We start from the raw sequence: 15,676 nt of genomic DNA on the forward strand, positions 1-15,676 counted from the left end.
ACGCCCTTCATCCCCCCTCCACCGCTCAAAAATGAACGGCGAAGCTCATGGTCCAAAGGGGTCAAAATTGAACGCCTATCCCCTCGCTCAGGGGGTCAATATTGCGTGCCGATTCACAGTCGCCGGGCTAACGGAACCATCGGGTGGAACCCTGCTGCTCGATGGCCGGGACCTGACGCACTTGCCAGCCTATCGGCGCGACATCGGCGTCGTGTTCCAGAACTACGCGCTGTTTCCGCATCTGTCGGTCTTCGAGAACATCGCCTTTCCCCTCCGGATGAGGAAGCGGCCGGACGCGGAAGTCGAGAACGCGGTTGCCGAGGCGCTGGATCTCGTTCAACTCCCCCACCTCAGGGATCGCCTCCCCCGCCAGCTGTCCGGCGGACAGCAGCAGCGCGTCGCCTTCGCGCGGGCCATCGTCTTCAAGCCGTCGCTGGTCCTGATGGACGAGCCTTTGGGCGCCCTCGACAAGAAGCTGCGCGACGAACTGAAGCTTGAGATTCGCCGGATCCACCGTGAGCTGAAAACGACGATCGTCTATGTGACGCATGATCAGGAGGAAGCGATGCTGCTCTCCGATCGCATCTGCCTGATGAACAACGCCAGGGTCGAACAGCTCGATGTCCCTCTGGCGCTGTACGAACGACCGGCCACACGATTCTCGGCCACTTTCCTCGGCGACAGCAATATCCTCGAAGGTGTCGCGCGTGATTCAGCCGTCCGGGTCGGCGGGCTGACCCTGGCCACCGCCCATGCCGATCGCCTGCCGGCGGACGGCGAGCCGGTCGGCGTGATGATCCGGCCTGAACGCATTCGCCTTGTTGCTGCCTCCGGCGGTATCGCCGCCCGGATTGCGACCGTGATCGACCTCGGCAATACCCGCCGCATCTCCGTCATTGCCGGAGAGGGCCTCACCCTCAACGTCGTGACCATGGGCGGAGGGACCTGCCCGTCCCCCGGGCAGCAGGTGGGACTCGAGATCCCGGCCATCGATGTTGTCCCGCTTGCAGCGGTGGCCATCGCATGAACAGGGGGCGCTCGGTCCAGGTTCTGTTGCTCGCCCCGGCGATGGCTCTGCTCGGCGCCTTCTTCATCATGCCGATCGGCGGTTTTCTGCTTCAGGGCTTCACCGCGAGCGACGGCAGGCTCACCCTCGTCCACGCCGACCGCATGTGGACGGCGGGAACCTATGCGCAGGTGATGTGGACGTCGGTGAAGATATCCTTCTGGGTGACCCTCCTTTCGGTTCTCGTCGGATATCCCGCCGCCTATGTGATAGCGACGGCTGACAAGCGGTCGAAGGGCTACTGGGCTCTTTTCGTCCTCCTGCCGTTCTGGTCGAGTTTCCTCGTGCGCACATTTGCCTGGATCGTGCTGCTGGGCAGGCAGGGCCCGGTCAATACAACGCTCTGGTCCTGGGGATTTGACCGGGCCGACCTGCTCTACACCTGGGGCGCGGTCATTGTCGGAATGGCCAACGTCCTGGTGCCCTTCGCCATCCTCACCATGGTCGGCGTCATGGAGAAGGTGGACCGGTCGCTGGTCGCAGCTGCCGGAACACTCGGCGCACGGCCCGTGCAGGCGTTCTTCTGTGTCTACCTTCCCCTTTCCATGCCCGGCGTCACCGCCGCCGCCATCCTCGTTTTCATCACTGCACTGGGCTTCTTCATCGCGCCAGCGCTGCTCGGCTCGGCGCGGGAAACGATGATCACGCAATTGATCATCCAGCAGGTGATCGAACTCGCAAACTGGCCCTTTGCGGCCATTCTGTGCTGGCTGTTGCTGAGCTGTGCCCTGCTGATCTTCTTGGTGTTCGATCGGCTGTTCGGGCTCTCCGCCCTGGCCGGCGAGGCACGGGCGGCAACCGGCGGCTTGATCGCGCGGATCGGCCGGCAGGGCGTGCGACTGTCCAGCGCCGTCGGCGACGGCCTGGCGCGACTCGCCGAGTTGCTGCACTGGCCCGCACCCGTTTCACCGGATGTCGCGAATCGCACCCGGTTCGCCGCCGCCCTGGTGATCCTGTTCCTGATCGCCCCGTTGCTGCTTCTGATTCCGGTCTCCTTCTCCGGACGGCCGTTCCTGTCCTGGCCACCGACCGACATCGGACTGGGATGGTATCGCGAGGCGCTGACCTCGCCGGTCTGGCTCGCGGCCACCATGCGCTCCTTCGCGGTGGCCTTCCTGACGGCACTGATCTGCTTCCTCGTTGCGACGCCCGCGGCCTTTGCCTTCCTGCGCCTGTCCGGACGGTCCGCGAGCGCCGTCTTCGCACTGATGATCTCACCGCTGCTTGTCCCGCGCGTGGTGATCGCGGTAGCCCTGTTCTGGGTCTATGCCAAACTCGGCCTCGTCGGCACGATAGCCGGGCTCGTCATCGGACATGCGGTCATCGCTCTGCCCTTCTTCTTCATCGCGGTGATCGCGGTGCTCAAGACCTATGACCAGCGGCTCGACCTCGCAGCGGCGTCACTCGGGGCGTCGCCGCTGCAGACGGCCCGCCGCGTGACCCTGCCGCTGATCGCCGGAGGCCTGACCTCTGCCGCGCTCTTTGCCTTCGTGGTCTCGCTTGACGAGCTGAACATCGCCCTTTTCGCCTCGGGTGGTCTGCAATCGACCCTCCCGAAACTGATGTGGGACGAAGCGACGCTCCGGTTCTCTCCGCTGCTGGCCGCCGTCTCCACTCTCGTTCTCCTCCTGATGAGCAGCGTCGTGCTGGTCGCGGCACGTTTGCGCAACACATGAGTTCCTGATGCCTCTCCACTACGAAAAGTCCGGCCCGATCGCGACGTTCACCATCGACAACGGGAAGGTGAATGTTTTCACCCCGGAGATGCATCTGCAGCTCTATGATGCCCTGGTCGACTTCCAGCGCGATCCGCTGATGCGTGTCGGCATCCTCGCGGGAGGCCAAGGGCGCAGCTTCTGCGCCGGCGACGACATCAAGACGCCACTTCCCGCCCTCAGCGCACATGAAGCGCTTGCCGCCCATCTGGCGCCGCATGCGCATGAACCCGAGAAGGGCCTGACCCGGCCCGGCTGGGAACAGGACGTGATGCGGCTGAAGCGCAACAAGCCGATCATCGGCGCGGTCGACGGCTACTGTCTCGGCCAGGGTCTGATCTATCTCCTGTTGCTGACCGATCTGCGCCTGGCAACGCCCGAGGCCAGCTTCGGCTTCCCGGAGATCGCCTATGGGATGGGCGGCGCGGGTGGAATGACACGCCTTGGCCGGCACATTCCCCATGCCCTCGCCATGGAGATGCTGTTGCTGGGCCAGCGGATCGATTCAGCCACGGCCCACCAGTTCCGCATGATCAACCGGATCGTCCCGCAGGACGACCTGATGGCTTCGGCGCGGGACATGGCCGAGGCCATCGCCCGGCACCCGCCGGTAGCGGTCCAGCTCGAACTCGACGCCTACAACCGCTGCATGGACATGCCCAAAGAGCAGGCCGCTGACTACGCCGGCACTCTCTTTCGCTTCCAGCGCGTCGCCTATGACCGCCCGGCAGGCAATGACGGCTTTTTCCGCGAACCGGAGGGCAAGTGATGGGAGGCAGGGCAGAACCGGGCTTCGCCGCCAAAGTTGCCGCAGAGAAGGCGCGAACACGAGCGCTCGAAGCCGGCTACCTGACGACCACCATCGGAGCCTTCGTTTCACACTGCGCCCGGAACCATGGCGACAGGCTGCTGTTCGACGTTTTCTCCCGCGGAGAGACGATCACCTATGCCGGGGCCGACCGGCGGTCCAACCGGATCGCGCACGCACTCGCGGGGCTCGGGGTCCGAAAGGGCGACCGGGTGGCGGTCATGCTGCCCAACCGGCTGGACTATCCGCTCGTCTGGTTCGCTCTCGCCAAGCTTGGCGCAGTCCACGTGCCGGTGAACACCCGCTATACCCCGCGCGAGATTGCTTACGTGACCTCCGACTCCGGGGCATCCCTGGCCGTTGTCGATGGCGCATTCGTCAAGACGTTCAGGGAAATGGAGCCTCGTCCGGCCGCCCTGCCCGACGACCGCATCGTCGTTCTCGATGGCGCGCCGGCCGGGTGCCACGACTTCGAAGCCCTCGTTTCGGCTAGCCCCGATACGTCGATCCCGGATCGGGGCGTCATGCCGGACGATCTGATGAACATCCAGTACACGTCGGGAACGACGGGTTTCCCAAAGGGCTGCATGCTCAGCCACGACTACTGGATGCTGACCGGACAGACTGCGTTCCACTGGGACGCCGTGCCGGCCGAGAGGCTTCTGACGGCACAGCCGTTCTTCTACATGGACCCGCAATGGCAGTCCCTGAAGACGATGGTTGCCGGCGGCACCCTGTTCATCGCGCCGCAACTGTCAGGAACCCGCTACATCGGCTGGCTCAAGGCGACCCGCGCCGACTGGTGCCAGTTTCCCATCCTGATGACGCGCCAGCCGGAAGCACCGGATGACGGCCAAACCGCCCTTCGACAGACGGCCTCCTTCGGCTGGGACCCCGAAACCTGCCGGGCCTTCCGGCGTCGCTTCGGGGCCCTCGCCCGCGAGGGTTTCGGCATGACCGAGATCGGGCTCGCCACCTGGATGACGCCGGCCATGGACGAGATGTACGACTCCGGCAGCGTCGGCTTCGACGCTCCCTTCCGCGAAACCACGATCCGCGACGCCGAGGGGCGGCCGGTGGTGCCCGGAGAGCGGGGTGAATTATGGGTGCGCGGGCGCTCCCTGCTGAAGGGCTACTGGAATCGCCCCGAAGCGAATGTCGAGAGTTTCCGGACTGCCGAAGATGGCGGGCTACCGTGGTTCCGAACCGGCGACCTGTTCGAGGCGGACGAACACGGCTTTCTCTGGCTCGTGGGGCGGCTCAAGGACATGATCCGCCGTTCCTCGGAGAATATCGCGGCTCGGGAGGTGGAAGCCGTGGTGCGCGAGCTGGATGCCGTCGAAGATTGCGCGGCCGTCCCGGTGCCTGACCCCAGGCGAGGCGAAGAGGTGAAGATCCTTATCCAGCTGAAGGGCGGGCTGCCAAGAGGCGCCCTTTCGCCCGAGGCCGTGCTGGCCCATTGCCGGACGCGGCTGGCAACCTTCAAGGTTCCCCGCTTCTATGCATATGTCGACAGCTTTCCGCGGACCGTCTCGAACAAGATCGAAAAGCGGGAGCTCATCAGCTCCGATGACCCCACTGCGGATTCCTGGGACGCTGAAAGTCCTCACGCTCTGACCACCGCGAGCGACCATCAGCTGACGGCGAAAGGTCCGGAAAGCAAATAGACGGCCGACCGGCCTGTTGGTCCTCGGCGCCGAACCGCAGGTCGGACCGGGTCAACGGCAGAGGTCGCCTTCGCGCCTCCTTGCCGGACATTCTGGAAGCGCCAATTGGCAGACACTGCGCGTCCACCCGCCCCTGTGGCCGGGAAGCAATGATGATCATGGCATGCACGGTCGTTGGGGGGCTCTCTGCTCCTTGCGCCGTGCCCGTCAATCCCATCGGGCCTGCGGCGCGACCTATCTGAAGACACATGCAGTTGTCCTAAGCAGTGGCGCGCACAGTTCTTGGCCGCCATTTGCCATTGGCACGGCCGCAAACATCACCTCGACGGAAATCTCCATCGCGGGTCTCGCCCGTCCAAATTTGATCGACCAACGGAGTGACTTGAATCTTGGAGCCGGTGCGCCTCCGCCGCAGTCATTCACTCGACATCCGTCGCTTCTGGGTTGCCGGATGACCGACAGGCCAGGGGTCCGAAAAGGCGCGATTCTCGATGAAGGACTGATCGGTCAGGCTTCTGAGGAAGGCAATGAGATCCGCTCTCTCCTCGTCGGCCAGCCGGAACCCCTGGATGAGGAAATCCTTGAAAGGGCTGTCTGCGCCGATGCCAGCGTTCGGCCCTGCATGAACGCGCCGTCCGCCGGCCTCGTAATGCCGCACCACCTCTTCAAGTGTGGCGATCGAGCCGTCATGCATATAGGGCGCGGTTAGTTCCACGTTGCGGAGCGAGGGCGTGCGGAAGCGGCCCATATCCTCGGCTTTGCCGGTGTGTTCGATGAGGCCCGGCGCGCTGCGGGGATAGGCGCCCTCTGCGCCGATATTGTAGAGGCCGTTGTTGTGGAACCCGACCTCAGGGAAGGGCATGCGCGAGGATTGCCAGGTGTTGGTGAAATTGAACCCCGAATGGCAGTGGTAGCATTCCAGCCGATGATCAAAGAACAGGGCCTCGCCCCGCTTCGCTTGCTCGGACAGCGCCATCTCGTCGCCGCCGTACTTGTAGCGGTCATAGGGGCTGGTGGCCGAGATTAGGGTGCGCTGGAAGGCCGCGAGCGCCCGGGTCAGCGTGAAGAGCGAGATCTCGCCGCCGCGCTCGGGAAAGGCTGCTCGGAACAGGCGCTGGTAGTCGGCATCGGCACTGAGGGTCGCGAAAAGTGTCTCTTCCCGGCCTGCCATTCCCATCTCCTCAGGATGGGTGCCGAAAATGGGGATGAGCGCCTGGAATTCCAGGCTGGTCAGGTTCGGATTCGACCAGGTCAGAACCGGTAGATAGCCGACATTGGCGAGCCCCATGGCATTGCGATGGGCCCGCTCGCCGTCCACCCCGACTGCAAGGGGGCGGCGATCGGCAAAACCATGCTGGGGCAAGTGGCACGAGACGCAGGCGAGCGTCCCGTCGCGCGACAGCCGGGCGTCGTAGAAGAGGTGCCGCCCAAGCGCGACCTTCTCCGCCGACATGGGGTTGTCCGCGGGGACCGGCGGTGGCGGTAACCAGGCGGGGATGTCCCATCGGAACGGGGACTGAGGCGATGCAGCGCGGCCGGCGGCGAGGCCGACGGCGAGCATCGCCAGCGCACCGGCGAGGAAGGCGCTCGCCTGCCAAGCCCGTGCAGTGGCTGACGCGGTTATTCTCTTCGGAGACTTGGGGCTTCGTAACATGATGGCTCGGAGCGGGACCGGTGCCGTGGCCCTCCGGAGAGGACCACGGCGTCGAAGGGGACGGGTGTCAGCGCACCGACAGGAGTTCCTGGGCAGCCGCGGGCTGCCCTCCATAGGCAAGTCCCATGGCCGCCATCACGGTTAGACAGTCGGCATCGTTGGGGAAGGACATGCAACCGGCTGGAGTCTCGGGGGCGTTCGTGTCGACATTGGCCTTGGCGAGCACACGCGCGGGATCGATGACAACGACATTGCGGGCAGCGTCGAAACGCGCGAAGCGCACGGCGATCCGGTTGGAATGGGTGCACTGCGTCGGCGCTTGCGTGCGTGACGGCGCCGTACAGACGGTCGAACCGAGATGCAGGGACCAGCCCGACGGCGTGGCGGCCGCGGGGGCGCCGCCGTGGCCCGCTGCCCCGTCGGTCTGCCGGACCGGCTGCCCGGCCGTCGACAGGTCGACCTTGATGAACTTGTAGCCGACCTGCCAATTCCAGAACATGGCGGTAAGGTTCAAGGGCGACGGGGCGAGGGTCGGGTCTGCGTGGTTGAGCGCGAAGGGCACGCCCACCGTCAGGACGAGGCCGACATAGTCGCCGCGCGGCACCGAGCCGCGGATCGTGTCGTTGGTCGCCGCTGTGCCGTTGGTGCAGGCCCCCTGACCGTTCTCGAAGTCGAGCAGGGCGACGTTCTGGTGCTGCCAGCGCCCGTCCTGGTCGAGGTCGACGAACACTGCCGACCCGTCGGCCCGCAGCAGGGCGACCTCCGAGACATAAAGGCGATAGTCGGTGACGGAGACCGTGGAGCCTGTCGTCCCGATACCGGAATAGCGCTCGGTGCAGGAGAAGGGCTTGCCGGCGAACTCGCCGGCGAAGCGGATGGCGACCGGCTGGCGGTCATTCGCAGAGGCCGCCGACGGCGCGATGAGCATGGCGGCTGCGAGCAGGGCAGAAGTGAGGTGACGCATGATGGGCTCTCTCGTTGGAGTGACGGGCGTGGGCGGGGGATCCGGTCAGCGCGCTAGGATCAGGCGCCGAAGCTTTTCGACGCTGGCGATCTGGGCCTCGCCGTAGGAGATCACAGAGGTCAGCCGTCCGGCGGCGCTCATCAGGTAGATCGTCGCCGTATGGTCCATGGTGTAGCCGGCTTCGGTCGGGACCTTGCGATAGAAGGCGCGATAGGCCCGAGCCACGGCTGCGATCTCCTCGGGCGTCCCGGTCAGACCGATGATCCGGGGGTCGAAGGAATCGGTGTAGGCCTTGAGCAGGTCCGGCGTGTCACGCTCGGGGTCGACGGAGACGAAATAGACGCGGAAGTCCCGCGCCATCTCGCCGAGGCCGTTCATGACATGGGTCATTTCGAGCATGCTCGTGGGGCAGACGTCGGGGCATTGGGTGAAGCCGAAGAAGATGGCGAAAGGCTTGCCCGCAAGGCTCGCCGAGGAGAGGCGCCGGCCGTCTTCGTCGGTCAGTTCGAACGGGCCGCCGATATCGCCGTAGCTCGGCTCGACCGACCCCGGGAGCGGCAGGCCGCGGTTCTGCCATAGCAGCAGCCCGAGCCCGCAGAGGGCAAGCAGGACGGCAACCCAGAGCGCCATCCGGACGGTGCGAAGTGCGCCGCTCGTCAAGACCTGGGTCATCGCCGGCTCCTGTCTCGCAGGACCGCCACTGTCCGCTCCTTGAAGGCGGCGAACATGTCGTCCATCAGTTTCGTAGCCTGCGGCCCTGCACCGGCGGGTGTGCCCGCCGCAAAGGGCGGTTGGGGATCGTACTCGGCCAGCAACTGGCAGGCCTTTGCGTAATCTGGGCCGCGCATCAGCGCGACCATGTGCAATCCCATGTCGAGGCCGGCACTGACGCCCGCGCCTGTGACGCGGTTGCGATCGACGACCACCCGTTGGTCGACCGGGATGGCGCCGCCATGGCGCAAAAGGTCGCGCACCACCCAATGCGATGTGGCCCGATAGTCCGTGAGTAAGCCCGCTGCTGCGAGCACGAGCGAGCCCGTGCAGACGCTGGTGACATAGGTCGCGCGTGCCCCGCGGTCGGCGACGAAGCCGAGGCTTTCGTCATCCTCGATGAAGGATAGCGTTCCGGTCGTTCCGCCTGGGACGAAGAGCACAGCTGGTTCGGCTGGGGCCTCGGTGAAGGTCATGGTCGGCAGGATCGAGAAGCCAGTGTCGCAGGCGACAGGCTCGTGCGCCTTGCCAACAAGGTGGACCTTGGCGCCGAGCACGTTGGCGAACATGTATTGCGGGCCGACGAGGTCGAGCGCCGTCATGCCTGGATAGACGACCATCACGATTTGGTCGTTGCGTCGGGCCATCTCCGCCCAATCGGGCGGCATGGGGTGATCATGGTCGGTCGCCAACGCGGCTGATGGCGCCGCCGCTGCACCGGCGGCTATCGCCGCCGACGCCGTCGTGAGAAAATCGCGTCTGTCCATCATCCGGGCCTTCAGAACTTTGTCGACACGGTGAGATAGGCAGTTCGCCCTTCGGCGGGCGCGACCCGGCCGGAGAGATAGGGATAGGGGATGAAATAGCGGCGGTCGGCGAGGTTCTTGCCGACGAGGGCCACCGTCCAGTTCCTGTACTGGTAGGAGATGCGTGCATCGAAGGTGACGAAGGCGGGCGTCCTGAAGACATTGCCGAGTTCCACCACCTGTTCGGAGGCGGCATAGAGCCCGCCCCCTACCGACAGCCCGTCGAGTGTGCCCTCAGTGAAGCGGTAGTTCGCCCATAGCCGCCCTGAATGCCGTGGCACGCCGACCAGGGTCTGGCCGACCAGGGCAGTATTGCCGTCGCGCACGACAGCAGCGTCGATATAGGCGTAGCTGCCGAGGATCGACCAGTTGCGGTTCGGCTGCCAGATCACATCCGCTTCCAGGCCGCGAGAGCGCTGCTCGCCGGTCTGCACCGCGAAGAAGCCGACCGTCGTGGGGACGTTGCGCCGCCGCAATTCGAACAGTGCGAAGGTGCCCGACAACCCGAAGGGCAGGTTAAGCTTCACGCCTGCCTCGAGCTGTTTGGATTCCTCAGGTTTTGCTGGGTCGATACCGGTATAGAAGGTGACGGGCTTGATGCCTTCGGCATAGCCGGCGAAGAGCGAGACGCCCTGGAAGATCTCGAAGGCGGCGCCAAGACGCGGCAGGATCCGCGTGGTGCTGGACTCATGTGTCTTCATGAGTGCCACGTCATTGTCGTTGATCTGCAAATTGGCGATCCGGACACCAGCCAGAAGATGCAGCCTGTTCCAAACCGAGGTTTGCAACTGCAGTGTCGCGCCCATGGTCCGATAGGCGTTGTTGGCGAGCAGATAGGGGCCGTAGAAGGGCCCGCTCTCGGCAAAAGTGGGAAAGACAGGGTTCAGGAAGTCCACAGGGGTGCCGACGTAATCGCCCCACATGCCGCCGCGCTCGACGACGCGGTTGTAGTCGACACCGATGAGCAGGCGGTGTTGTGCAGGCCCGGCCTGGAAGCGTCCGACGAGATTGGTGTTGAAGCTCGTCTCGTTCAGGCGCTCGCGGATCAGCAGGTTGTACACGTCGAAGGTCGATGGCGGCGCCGACGGAGTATTGCGGAGGATTCCCTGCGACGGCTCGTTGAAGCCCGAGGTTGCGATCCGTGCGGTGGTGAAGGTGGACCAAGTCTCGTTGAACGCATGGTCGAAGCGCAGCGTCAGCGAGGCGAGATCGGATGAGGCCTTCGGGATCGTGGGGCTGCTGGGAAACAGCGTGTTGCGGATTGAGATTGACGAGCGGTCGAGTGTTCCGATCGCCGGGAGGCCGGCATAGTCCTGCTGCTCGCGCCGGGAATAGCTGCCCTGGATGGTCAGCGATGTTCCGGCATTGTTGGTGAAGGTCAGCGTCGGGTTGATCGACAGACTGCGGCGGTCGAGCACCTCGATATTGGAGCGTGCGCCCTCGATCTGCCCGGTGATACGGAAGAGCACGGTGCCTTCCGTGTTGAGCGGCTGGTTGATGTCGAACCAGGGTGTCCAGTAGCTGCGCCCGCCCATAGTGATGCCGAACTCGGCGAAGCGTCGGTCGGTCGGCAGCTTCGAGACGACGTTGAGCACCCCGCCGATGGCGTTGGCACCGCCCGAATAGAGCAGGGCCTGCGGACCACGTAGCAACTCGATGCGCTCGACATTGACCAGGAGATCTCGCGCGCCCGGATCATAGTAGTTTGGCAGACCATCGGTCAGCCGTTCGGCCGGAAAGCCGCGGGCCTTGTGGTTAAGTTGACCATAATTGATGGTCGGCAGCGATTGCACGCCGGCGAAATTCGCGAAAACCTCGGCCTGCGAGAGGGCACCTTGCTGTTCGATCAGCTGGCGCGGAATGACCTGCACGGAGTTCGGCACCTGCTCGATCGGCGTCTCGGTCCGGGTGGCTCCGGTGGTGGTAAGGGCCCGAATGCCCTGAACCGGGCCCGCCGTGGTGGGCGTGACGTTCCGGCTTGCGCCTTCGACATCGATCTGCGGGAGGGGAGTGGTCTCCTGGGCCGAGGCGACGGTGGAGATATGGGCGAGTGCGCATGTGGCGACGCCGGCCAGAAGGCCGCGCATAAGGATAGACGACATGGACGGAACAACCTGAATAGGGGAGCGGCTGGGGCGCAGGGGCGCGCGCCGGTCGAACCGTCAGGTCAGGCCAGGCGCGACATCAGCCGCGCAACGGCGGCGCCCGCCCCGGCGGGCGGACGAAGGCGATGATTCCTCGGGTCGCTTCCACAAAAGCAGCGAAACGGATCGTTCCTTCGACGACGGTCGCAGTTGGAACCGGGGTCGATGGCGCAGGCGGGGGTTCGATCAGCCGGCATAGGTCGCAATGCGCCGATGTCCCGGCAGAGTGCTTCGGCGAGCCGTCCGAATTGGTCTCGCAAATCTCTGGCAGCGTGCCGTCGGGCAGGGCGAGGACAATCTGGGCAAGGGTCGCCAACTGACCGTTGGCGGCGCGGACCATCGGCATGTGGCCGAACGTGGCGAGCGCACTCGTCACCGCGAAAACCGCGGCGAGTATCCAGCTCACCCTGCGTCCAGCGATCGTCACAATTCGTTGCGCCCTTTGAACGAGTGGCACCATACACGAAGACGCTGCCGCGGAAAGTCCGACCGTTCCCGCGCATCAGGAGCGCCCAAGAAAGGCCAGACTCCAACCGCAGCGCGAGGGTCCAGATCAATTACGAGGTCGCTTCGCCATAATCAGCGGAGGCGGCGTTGATGCGAAAATGGGGGCTTAAGTGTGTGCCGCTGCGTCATGATGTTTCCCTCGTTCACGATGGGTCTGTGTCGAGATGCTCGCCAGGAGGCCTGGATACAGAATCGAGAAGCCAGGCCTTGGCCTCGGAATGGCGCGATGGTCGCCTTGCTGGCGGAGATCGGCGTGGCGGTTACGGTGTCTGGCGGGCCGTTGAAGATCGTCGTCGGTTTTCCCGCCGGAGGTGGGATTGACATCCTAGTGCGCACCATCGCCGAGAAAGTGCAGGCCTGCGACGGTGCCGGCATCATCGTCGAGAACAGGCCTGGTGAGGCAAACGCTCCGGAAATCCGGAGCACTGGCGAGCGAGGCAGTCCGTGTCCTCATCTTGATTGTCGCGGGACAGAACCCGGTTCGACCAGGCTGCACCCTTTGGCGTTTCGACAAGGATGCGGGCGCCTTACACATCGGAGATGCAGGTGCGGATGAGCATCGCATTCACGAGGGTATCGCCACGGGCTTCAATGCCGATGTGTATGGCCGTCGGGCCCTGCGCCCAACGCGCCGACCTCATATTCGACGCTGGCCACACCAGCATTGGCGAAGAGCAGCGTTCCTTTCAGTTTCTCGCCCTGGCGAAGAGGCCGAGTGAGATCGAGGAACATTATGTGGAAGCCGCCGGGTCTCAGCTCCACGCTGCCAAGCGCCGGAATCTCGAGCCCATTGGCGAGTTCGCGCATGCGCATGATGCCGTCGACCACAGCCATTTCATGGATCTCGACGCGGCCAGCCGCCTCCATCGTGCCCCCGACCAAGCGGTCGGCAACGGTCCCATCGTTTCGGATGCGCATGTAGCCGCCGCCCACGCGCGCGCCGCCTGGGGTGGCGCGCGACCACGTGTGGATGATGGTAATTTTGCCGAGCTTGACGTCGTGATGGGCAAGCGCGGGGCCGGTCGCGACCAGCGAAAGGCTACCGAGACATAAGGAGCGTCGGTCCATTTTCGTATTCTCCTGGGACGGGATGGATCAGTTTGCGGCCGTGGTCAGACCATGGCGCGCCTCGAGCCGGCCGATCAGCACGCCGAGACGTGCCGTTTCCTGAGCAGCCGCCCCGAAACTCGGGCCCTCGCAGCCCTTGAGCGCGGCGGTGGTCAGCCGGCCGAGTTCATCCTTCTCGGCGCTGTTGAGGCGCGCGTGGACCGGCAGTGCCATCTGGCTAGCGGCCGTGACAAAGTCGACGCAAGTGGCACGCATTTCCGCCCAGAGATCCTCGGGGTCGCAGGCTCCGGCCGGGCTGACGGCAAGCATGACGCCCAGAAGGGCAAAGGGCAGAATCGCTTGGCGCGGGAGGGTGAGAGCGTTTGGCATGACGATGTCCCTGACGTTGTGGAGGGTCTCCCGGTCGGGGCAGCCGGCCGGGAGTGAGATGATGAGGATCAGTTCGTGTGGACCGGCGGCACCGGGCCATGCGGTTTGGACGGCCCGGCGCTGCCGAAACTCGCCACGCGGTTGGGCTCCTCAGCGACCCTGATGGTGCGTGCAACACGGCGCTCGATCATGTCGACGACCGCAACGCTCTGGTCGCGGTTCGAGGGCACCAGCAGGAAACGACCGTCGCCGGTGATCGCGTAGTCGCGGTGGCCGTTGGAAGCGCCGATGTCGAGTGAGGGCAGCTGACGTGGATTGGCCGGATCTGAGACATCAAACATCACGAGCTTGCGCGAGCGGGCTTCGCGGGCCTGTTGCGGCGTCGCCCCGCCCATCGTGCCAAGAGTTACGAAGAGCGTGCGCCCATCGCCCGACAGCGCGCTGAAGGCCGGGCGAACCAGCGCTTCATCCGTGCCGGCAAGCGAGCGCGTACAGTCGGGCCCGTCGAGCTTGACAGGCACCTGCGCCGCAATGACGCTCGCTACCGGATCGAGCACTGCGATCTGCCCGATCTGGCAGGTTGAGCCAGCACGGGCGCCTTGCCCGCCCTCACGCGGCGTGAACTGGGCACCATAGACCACGCGCCCCGAAAGATGCGCTGTCATGTTGGCTCCGCCGGAGCCTCCGCGGGTCGAAATCACACCGATGCGCGGTTCGGCAAGGTCGGCGTCCACCCACACGAACTGGCCAGTGCCGTTCAGATTGTGAAAATGGCGACCGTTCACTGGCGCTGTCGTTGCGCCGTGCGGCGAAAGCCGCACGCCTTCGCGCCCGGTTGCATCGCAGGTCTTCTCGCGTGAAGAGCCGTCGAAGCCGAGTTGGGTGGCATCTATCGCCGTGATACGCGTCATTCGGCCCTGGCCGTTGATCTCGTATACGCCGAGGACTTCGTCACAATCCGCAATGTTGGACGCGGTGAAGCGGCCTGATGCGGGCGAGAAGGCCAGCTTGGCGTGGCCATTGCCTTTGCGCACCTCGCCGACTACCTGCAGCCGCGTCGGCGAGCCTGGCGTTACGTCAATGGCAGTCAACGCACTATCGATCGCTTCGGCACCGCGTGCGGTCGCACCAGCATTTCCGTCGGTGACACTGATAAAGAACTGACGGCCCCCTAGGGCGGGCGTCAGGTAGGCATGGACTGGACGCACGCCACCAATCGTAGAGGCTGGAAAGCGCTTGATCTCCTGCCCGGTGCGTGCGTCGACCGCGATTATGCCATTACCCGTGGCGCCGCCGCGGTGATTGGCCAGGACTAGGCCGTCGGCAGTGACCGCAAGATCAGTCGTGTCAGCCGATTGCGGCACGCGGGCCACTTCGGTGCCGGTCGCGAGATCATAAGTCACCAGCGCATCCTTCGCGCCAACAAACAGGAGGTCGCGTGGCTGAGGCGCCTGCTGTGCCAGTGCGGGGCCTGTGAGGACCGTCGTGGCAAGGAGGCCTGCGATCAGTCGCTTGGCGGATCGTTCCATACTTCTGTCTCCGTCCGGAAAGGGGTTTGCGACCGACGATCCCAGTGGATCGAGCGGGAAACGGCAGTTACGGCGACGCTTACGAGGAGCGCGCGAAGGGTGAGGGTTATAATGAGGAGGCAAGCCGACAGGGGCTGACCGGAAGGGCGGCGTCAGGTGCACGCCGTTTTCTTGGATCGTCCCGACAAGTCAGGCCCGTACGGGCGCTGCAGACGGTGGCGCCCTTCCAGGCGGACGCACGAAGGCGATGACCTCGCGGGTCGCCTCGGTGAAGGCTGCGAACCGGATCGTTCCTAGAACGACGGTCGCTGAAGGCGCCGCGGCCAGGGGTGCTGTTGGGGGTTCGATCAGCCTGCAAAGGTCGCAATGCGCCGAAGTCTCGGCCGAGTGCTTTGGTGTGCCGTCGGAGTTGGTCTCGCAAATCTCTGGCAGCGTGCCGTCGGGTAGGGCGAGAACAATCTGGGCAAGGGTCGCCAAATGACCGTTGGCGGCGCGGACCATCGGCATGTGGCCGAAAGTGGCGAGCGCACTCGTCACCGCGAAAATCGCGGCGAGTATCCAGCTCACCCTGCGTCCAGCGATCGTCACAGACCGTCTCGCATCGTCCAATTCCACATATCATACACGAGGCAGCCGTCACGGAAAGTCCGCCCGTTCCCTCTGTTCAA

14 protein-coding genes are annotated in these 15,676 nt (G+C 64.9%); 4 read left to right on the forward strand and 10 right to left on the reverse strand.

Annotation, left to right across the window (positions count from 1 at the left end):
* The 4 genes from Q0C57_RS10740 to Q0C57_RS10755 all read left to right on the forward strand — a co-directional run.
* A partial coding sequence (locus Q0C57_RS10740) for an ABC transporter ATP-binding protein (RefSeq protein ID WP_296576138.1) occupies positions 1 to 1,027 on the forward strand: 1,027 nt, incomplete at its 5' end.
* Positions 1,024 to 2,742: an ABC transporter permease subunit gene (locus tag Q0C57_RS10745; RefSeq protein ID WP_296576141.1), complete on the forward strand. Its 1,719-nt coding sequence runs from the start codon at positions 1,024 to 1,026 to the stop codon at positions 2,740 to 2,742. The genes Q0C57_RS10740 and Q0C57_RS10745, both read left to right, overlap by 4 nt.
* A 7-nt stretch (positions 2,743 to 2,749) precedes the next feature.
* The gene (locus Q0C57_RS10750; protein WP_296576143.1) at positions 2,750 to 3,550 is read left to right on the forward strand and encodes an enoyl-CoA hydratase/isomerase family protein; all 801 of its coding nucleotides are present in this window, start codon (positions 2,750 to 2,752) and stop codon (positions 3,548 to 3,550) included.
* Complete coding sequence (locus tag Q0C57_RS10755) at positions 3,550 to 5,256, forward strand: class I adenylate-forming enzyme family protein (RefSeq protein WP_296576146.1); 1,707 nt, start codon at positions 3,550 to 3,552, stop codon at positions 5,254 to 5,256. Before Q0C57_RS10750 ends, Q0C57_RS10755 begins: the two co-directional genes overlap by 1 nt.
* A 415-nt stretch (positions 5,257 to 5,671) precedes the next feature.
* On the opposite strand, the gene Q0C57_RS10760 is transcribed toward Q0C57_RS10755, so the two are convergent.
* From Q0C57_RS10760 to Q0C57_RS10805, 10 genes are all read right to left on the reverse strand, one after another.
* The gene (locus tag Q0C57_RS10760; RefSeq protein ID WP_366937824.1) at positions 5,672 to 7,024 is read right to left on the reverse strand and encodes an MbnH family di-heme enzyme; all 1,353 of its coding nucleotides are present in this window, start codon (positions 7,022 to 7,024) and stop codon (positions 5,672 to 5,674) included.
* A complete protein-coding gene (locus Q0C57_RS10765) occupies positions 6,978 to 7,874 on the reverse strand; it encodes an MbnP family copper-binding protein (protein ID WP_296576150.1) in 897 nt (298 codons plus the stop codon). Before Q0C57_RS10765 ends, Q0C57_RS10760 begins: the two co-directional genes overlap by 47 nt.
* Before the next feature lie 45 nt (positions 7,875 to 7,919).
* Entirely contained in the window at positions 7,920 to 8,546 is a 627-nt protein-coding gene (locus tag Q0C57_RS10770; protein ID WP_296576152.1) for an SCO family protein, read from the reverse strand.
* Positions 8,543 to 9,352, reverse strand: a complete 810-nt coding sequence (locus Q0C57_RS10775; protein WP_296576157.1) for a DJ-1/PfpI family protein — start codon at positions 9,350 to 9,352, stop codon at positions 8,543 to 8,545. Before Q0C57_RS10775 ends, Q0C57_RS10770 begins: the two co-directional genes overlap by 4 nt.
* An 11-nt stretch (positions 9,353 to 9,363) precedes the next feature.
* Positions 9,364 to 11,493, reverse strand: a complete 2,130-nt coding sequence (locus Q0C57_RS10780) for a TonB-dependent siderophore receptor (protein ID WP_296576159.1) — start codon at positions 11,491 to 11,493, stop codon at positions 9,364 to 9,366.
* A gap of 82 nt (positions 11,494 to 11,575) precedes the next feature.
* Positions 11,576 to 11,962, reverse strand: a complete 387-nt coding sequence (locus Q0C57_RS10785) for a hypothetical protein (RefSeq protein WP_296576161.1) — start codon at positions 11,960 to 11,962, stop codon at positions 11,576 to 11,578.
* Positions 11,963 to 12,630: 668 nt separating this feature from the next.
* Complete coding sequence (locus Q0C57_RS10790; RefSeq protein WP_296576164.1) at positions 12,631 to 13,110, reverse strand: copper chaperone PCu(A)C; 480 nt, start codon at positions 13,108 to 13,110, stop codon at positions 12,631 to 12,633.
* A gap of 27 nt (positions 13,111 to 13,137) precedes the next feature.
* Positions 13,138 to 13,479, reverse strand: coding sequence for a hypothetical protein (locus Q0C57_RS10795; protein WP_296576166.1), 342 nt, complete (start codon positions 13,477 to 13,479; stop codon positions 13,138 to 13,140).
* 68 nt (positions 13,480 to 13,547) lie between these two features.
* A complete protein-coding gene (locus Q0C57_RS10800; protein WP_296576169.1) occupies positions 13,548 to 15,008 on the reverse strand; it encodes a hypothetical protein in 1,461 nt (486 codons plus the stop codon).
* Positions 15,009 to 15,197: 189 nt separating this feature from the next.
* Positions 15,198 to 15,575, reverse strand: a complete 378-nt coding sequence (locus Q0C57_RS10805; RefSeq protein WP_296576171.1) for a hypothetical protein — start codon at positions 15,573 to 15,575, stop codon at positions 15,198 to 15,200.
* Between the last annotated feature and the right edge of the window lie 101 nt (positions 15,576 to 15,676).

It is taken from the genome of Phreatobacter sp., assembly GCF_022843985.1.
Taxonomy (GTDB): domain Bacteria; phylum Pseudomonadota; class Alphaproteobacteria; order Rhizobiales; family Phreatobacteraceae; genus Phreatobacter.

Bases quoted from the DNA above. Each gene is read 5' to 3' on its own strand.
- Q0C57_RS10775 (WP_296576157.1), bottom strand. From the start codon at position 9,352: ATGGACAGACGCGATTTTCTCACGACGGCGTCGGCGGCGATAGCCGCC.
- Q0C57_RS10750 (WP_296576143.1), top strand. From the start codon at position 2,750: ATGCCTCTCCACTACGAAAAGTCCGGCCCGATCGCGACGTTCACCATC.
- Q0C57_RS10755 (WP_296576146.1), top strand. From the start codon at position 3,550: ATGGGAGGCAGGGCAGAACCGGGCTTCGCCGCCAAAGTTGCCGCAGAG.
- Q0C57_RS10790 (WP_296576164.1), bottom strand. From the start codon at position 13,110: ATGGACCGACGCTCCTTATGTCTCGGTAGCCTTTCGCTGGTCGCGACC.
- Q0C57_RS10795 (WP_296576166.1), bottom strand. From the start codon at position 13,479: ATGCCAAACGCTCTCACCCTCCCGCGCCAAGCGATTCTGCCCTTTGCC.
- Q0C57_RS10780 (WP_296576159.1), bottom strand. From the start codon at position 11,493: ATGTCGTCTATCCTTATGCGCGGCCTTCTGGCCGGCGTCGCCACATGC.
- Q0C57_RS10770 (WP_296576152.1), bottom strand. From the start codon at position 8,546: ATGACCCAGGTCTTGACGAGCGGCGCACTTCGCACCGTCCGGATGGCG.
- Q0C57_RS10765 (WP_296576150.1), bottom strand. From the start codon at position 7,874: ATGCGTCACCTCACTTCTGCCCTGCTCGCAGCCGCCATGCTCATCGCG.
- Q0C57_RS10745 (WP_296576141.1), top strand. From the start codon at position 1,024: ATGAACAGGGGGCGCTCGGTCCAGGTTCTGTTGCTCGCCCCGGCGATG.
- Q0C57_RS10760 (WP_366937824.1), bottom strand. From the start codon at position 7,024: ATGGAGGGCAGCCCGCGGCTGCCCAGGAACTCCTGTCGGTGCGCTGAC.
- Q0C57_RS10800 (WP_296576169.1), bottom strand. From the start codon at position 15,008: ATGGAACGATCCGCCAAGCGACTGATCGCAGGCCTCCTTGCCACGACG.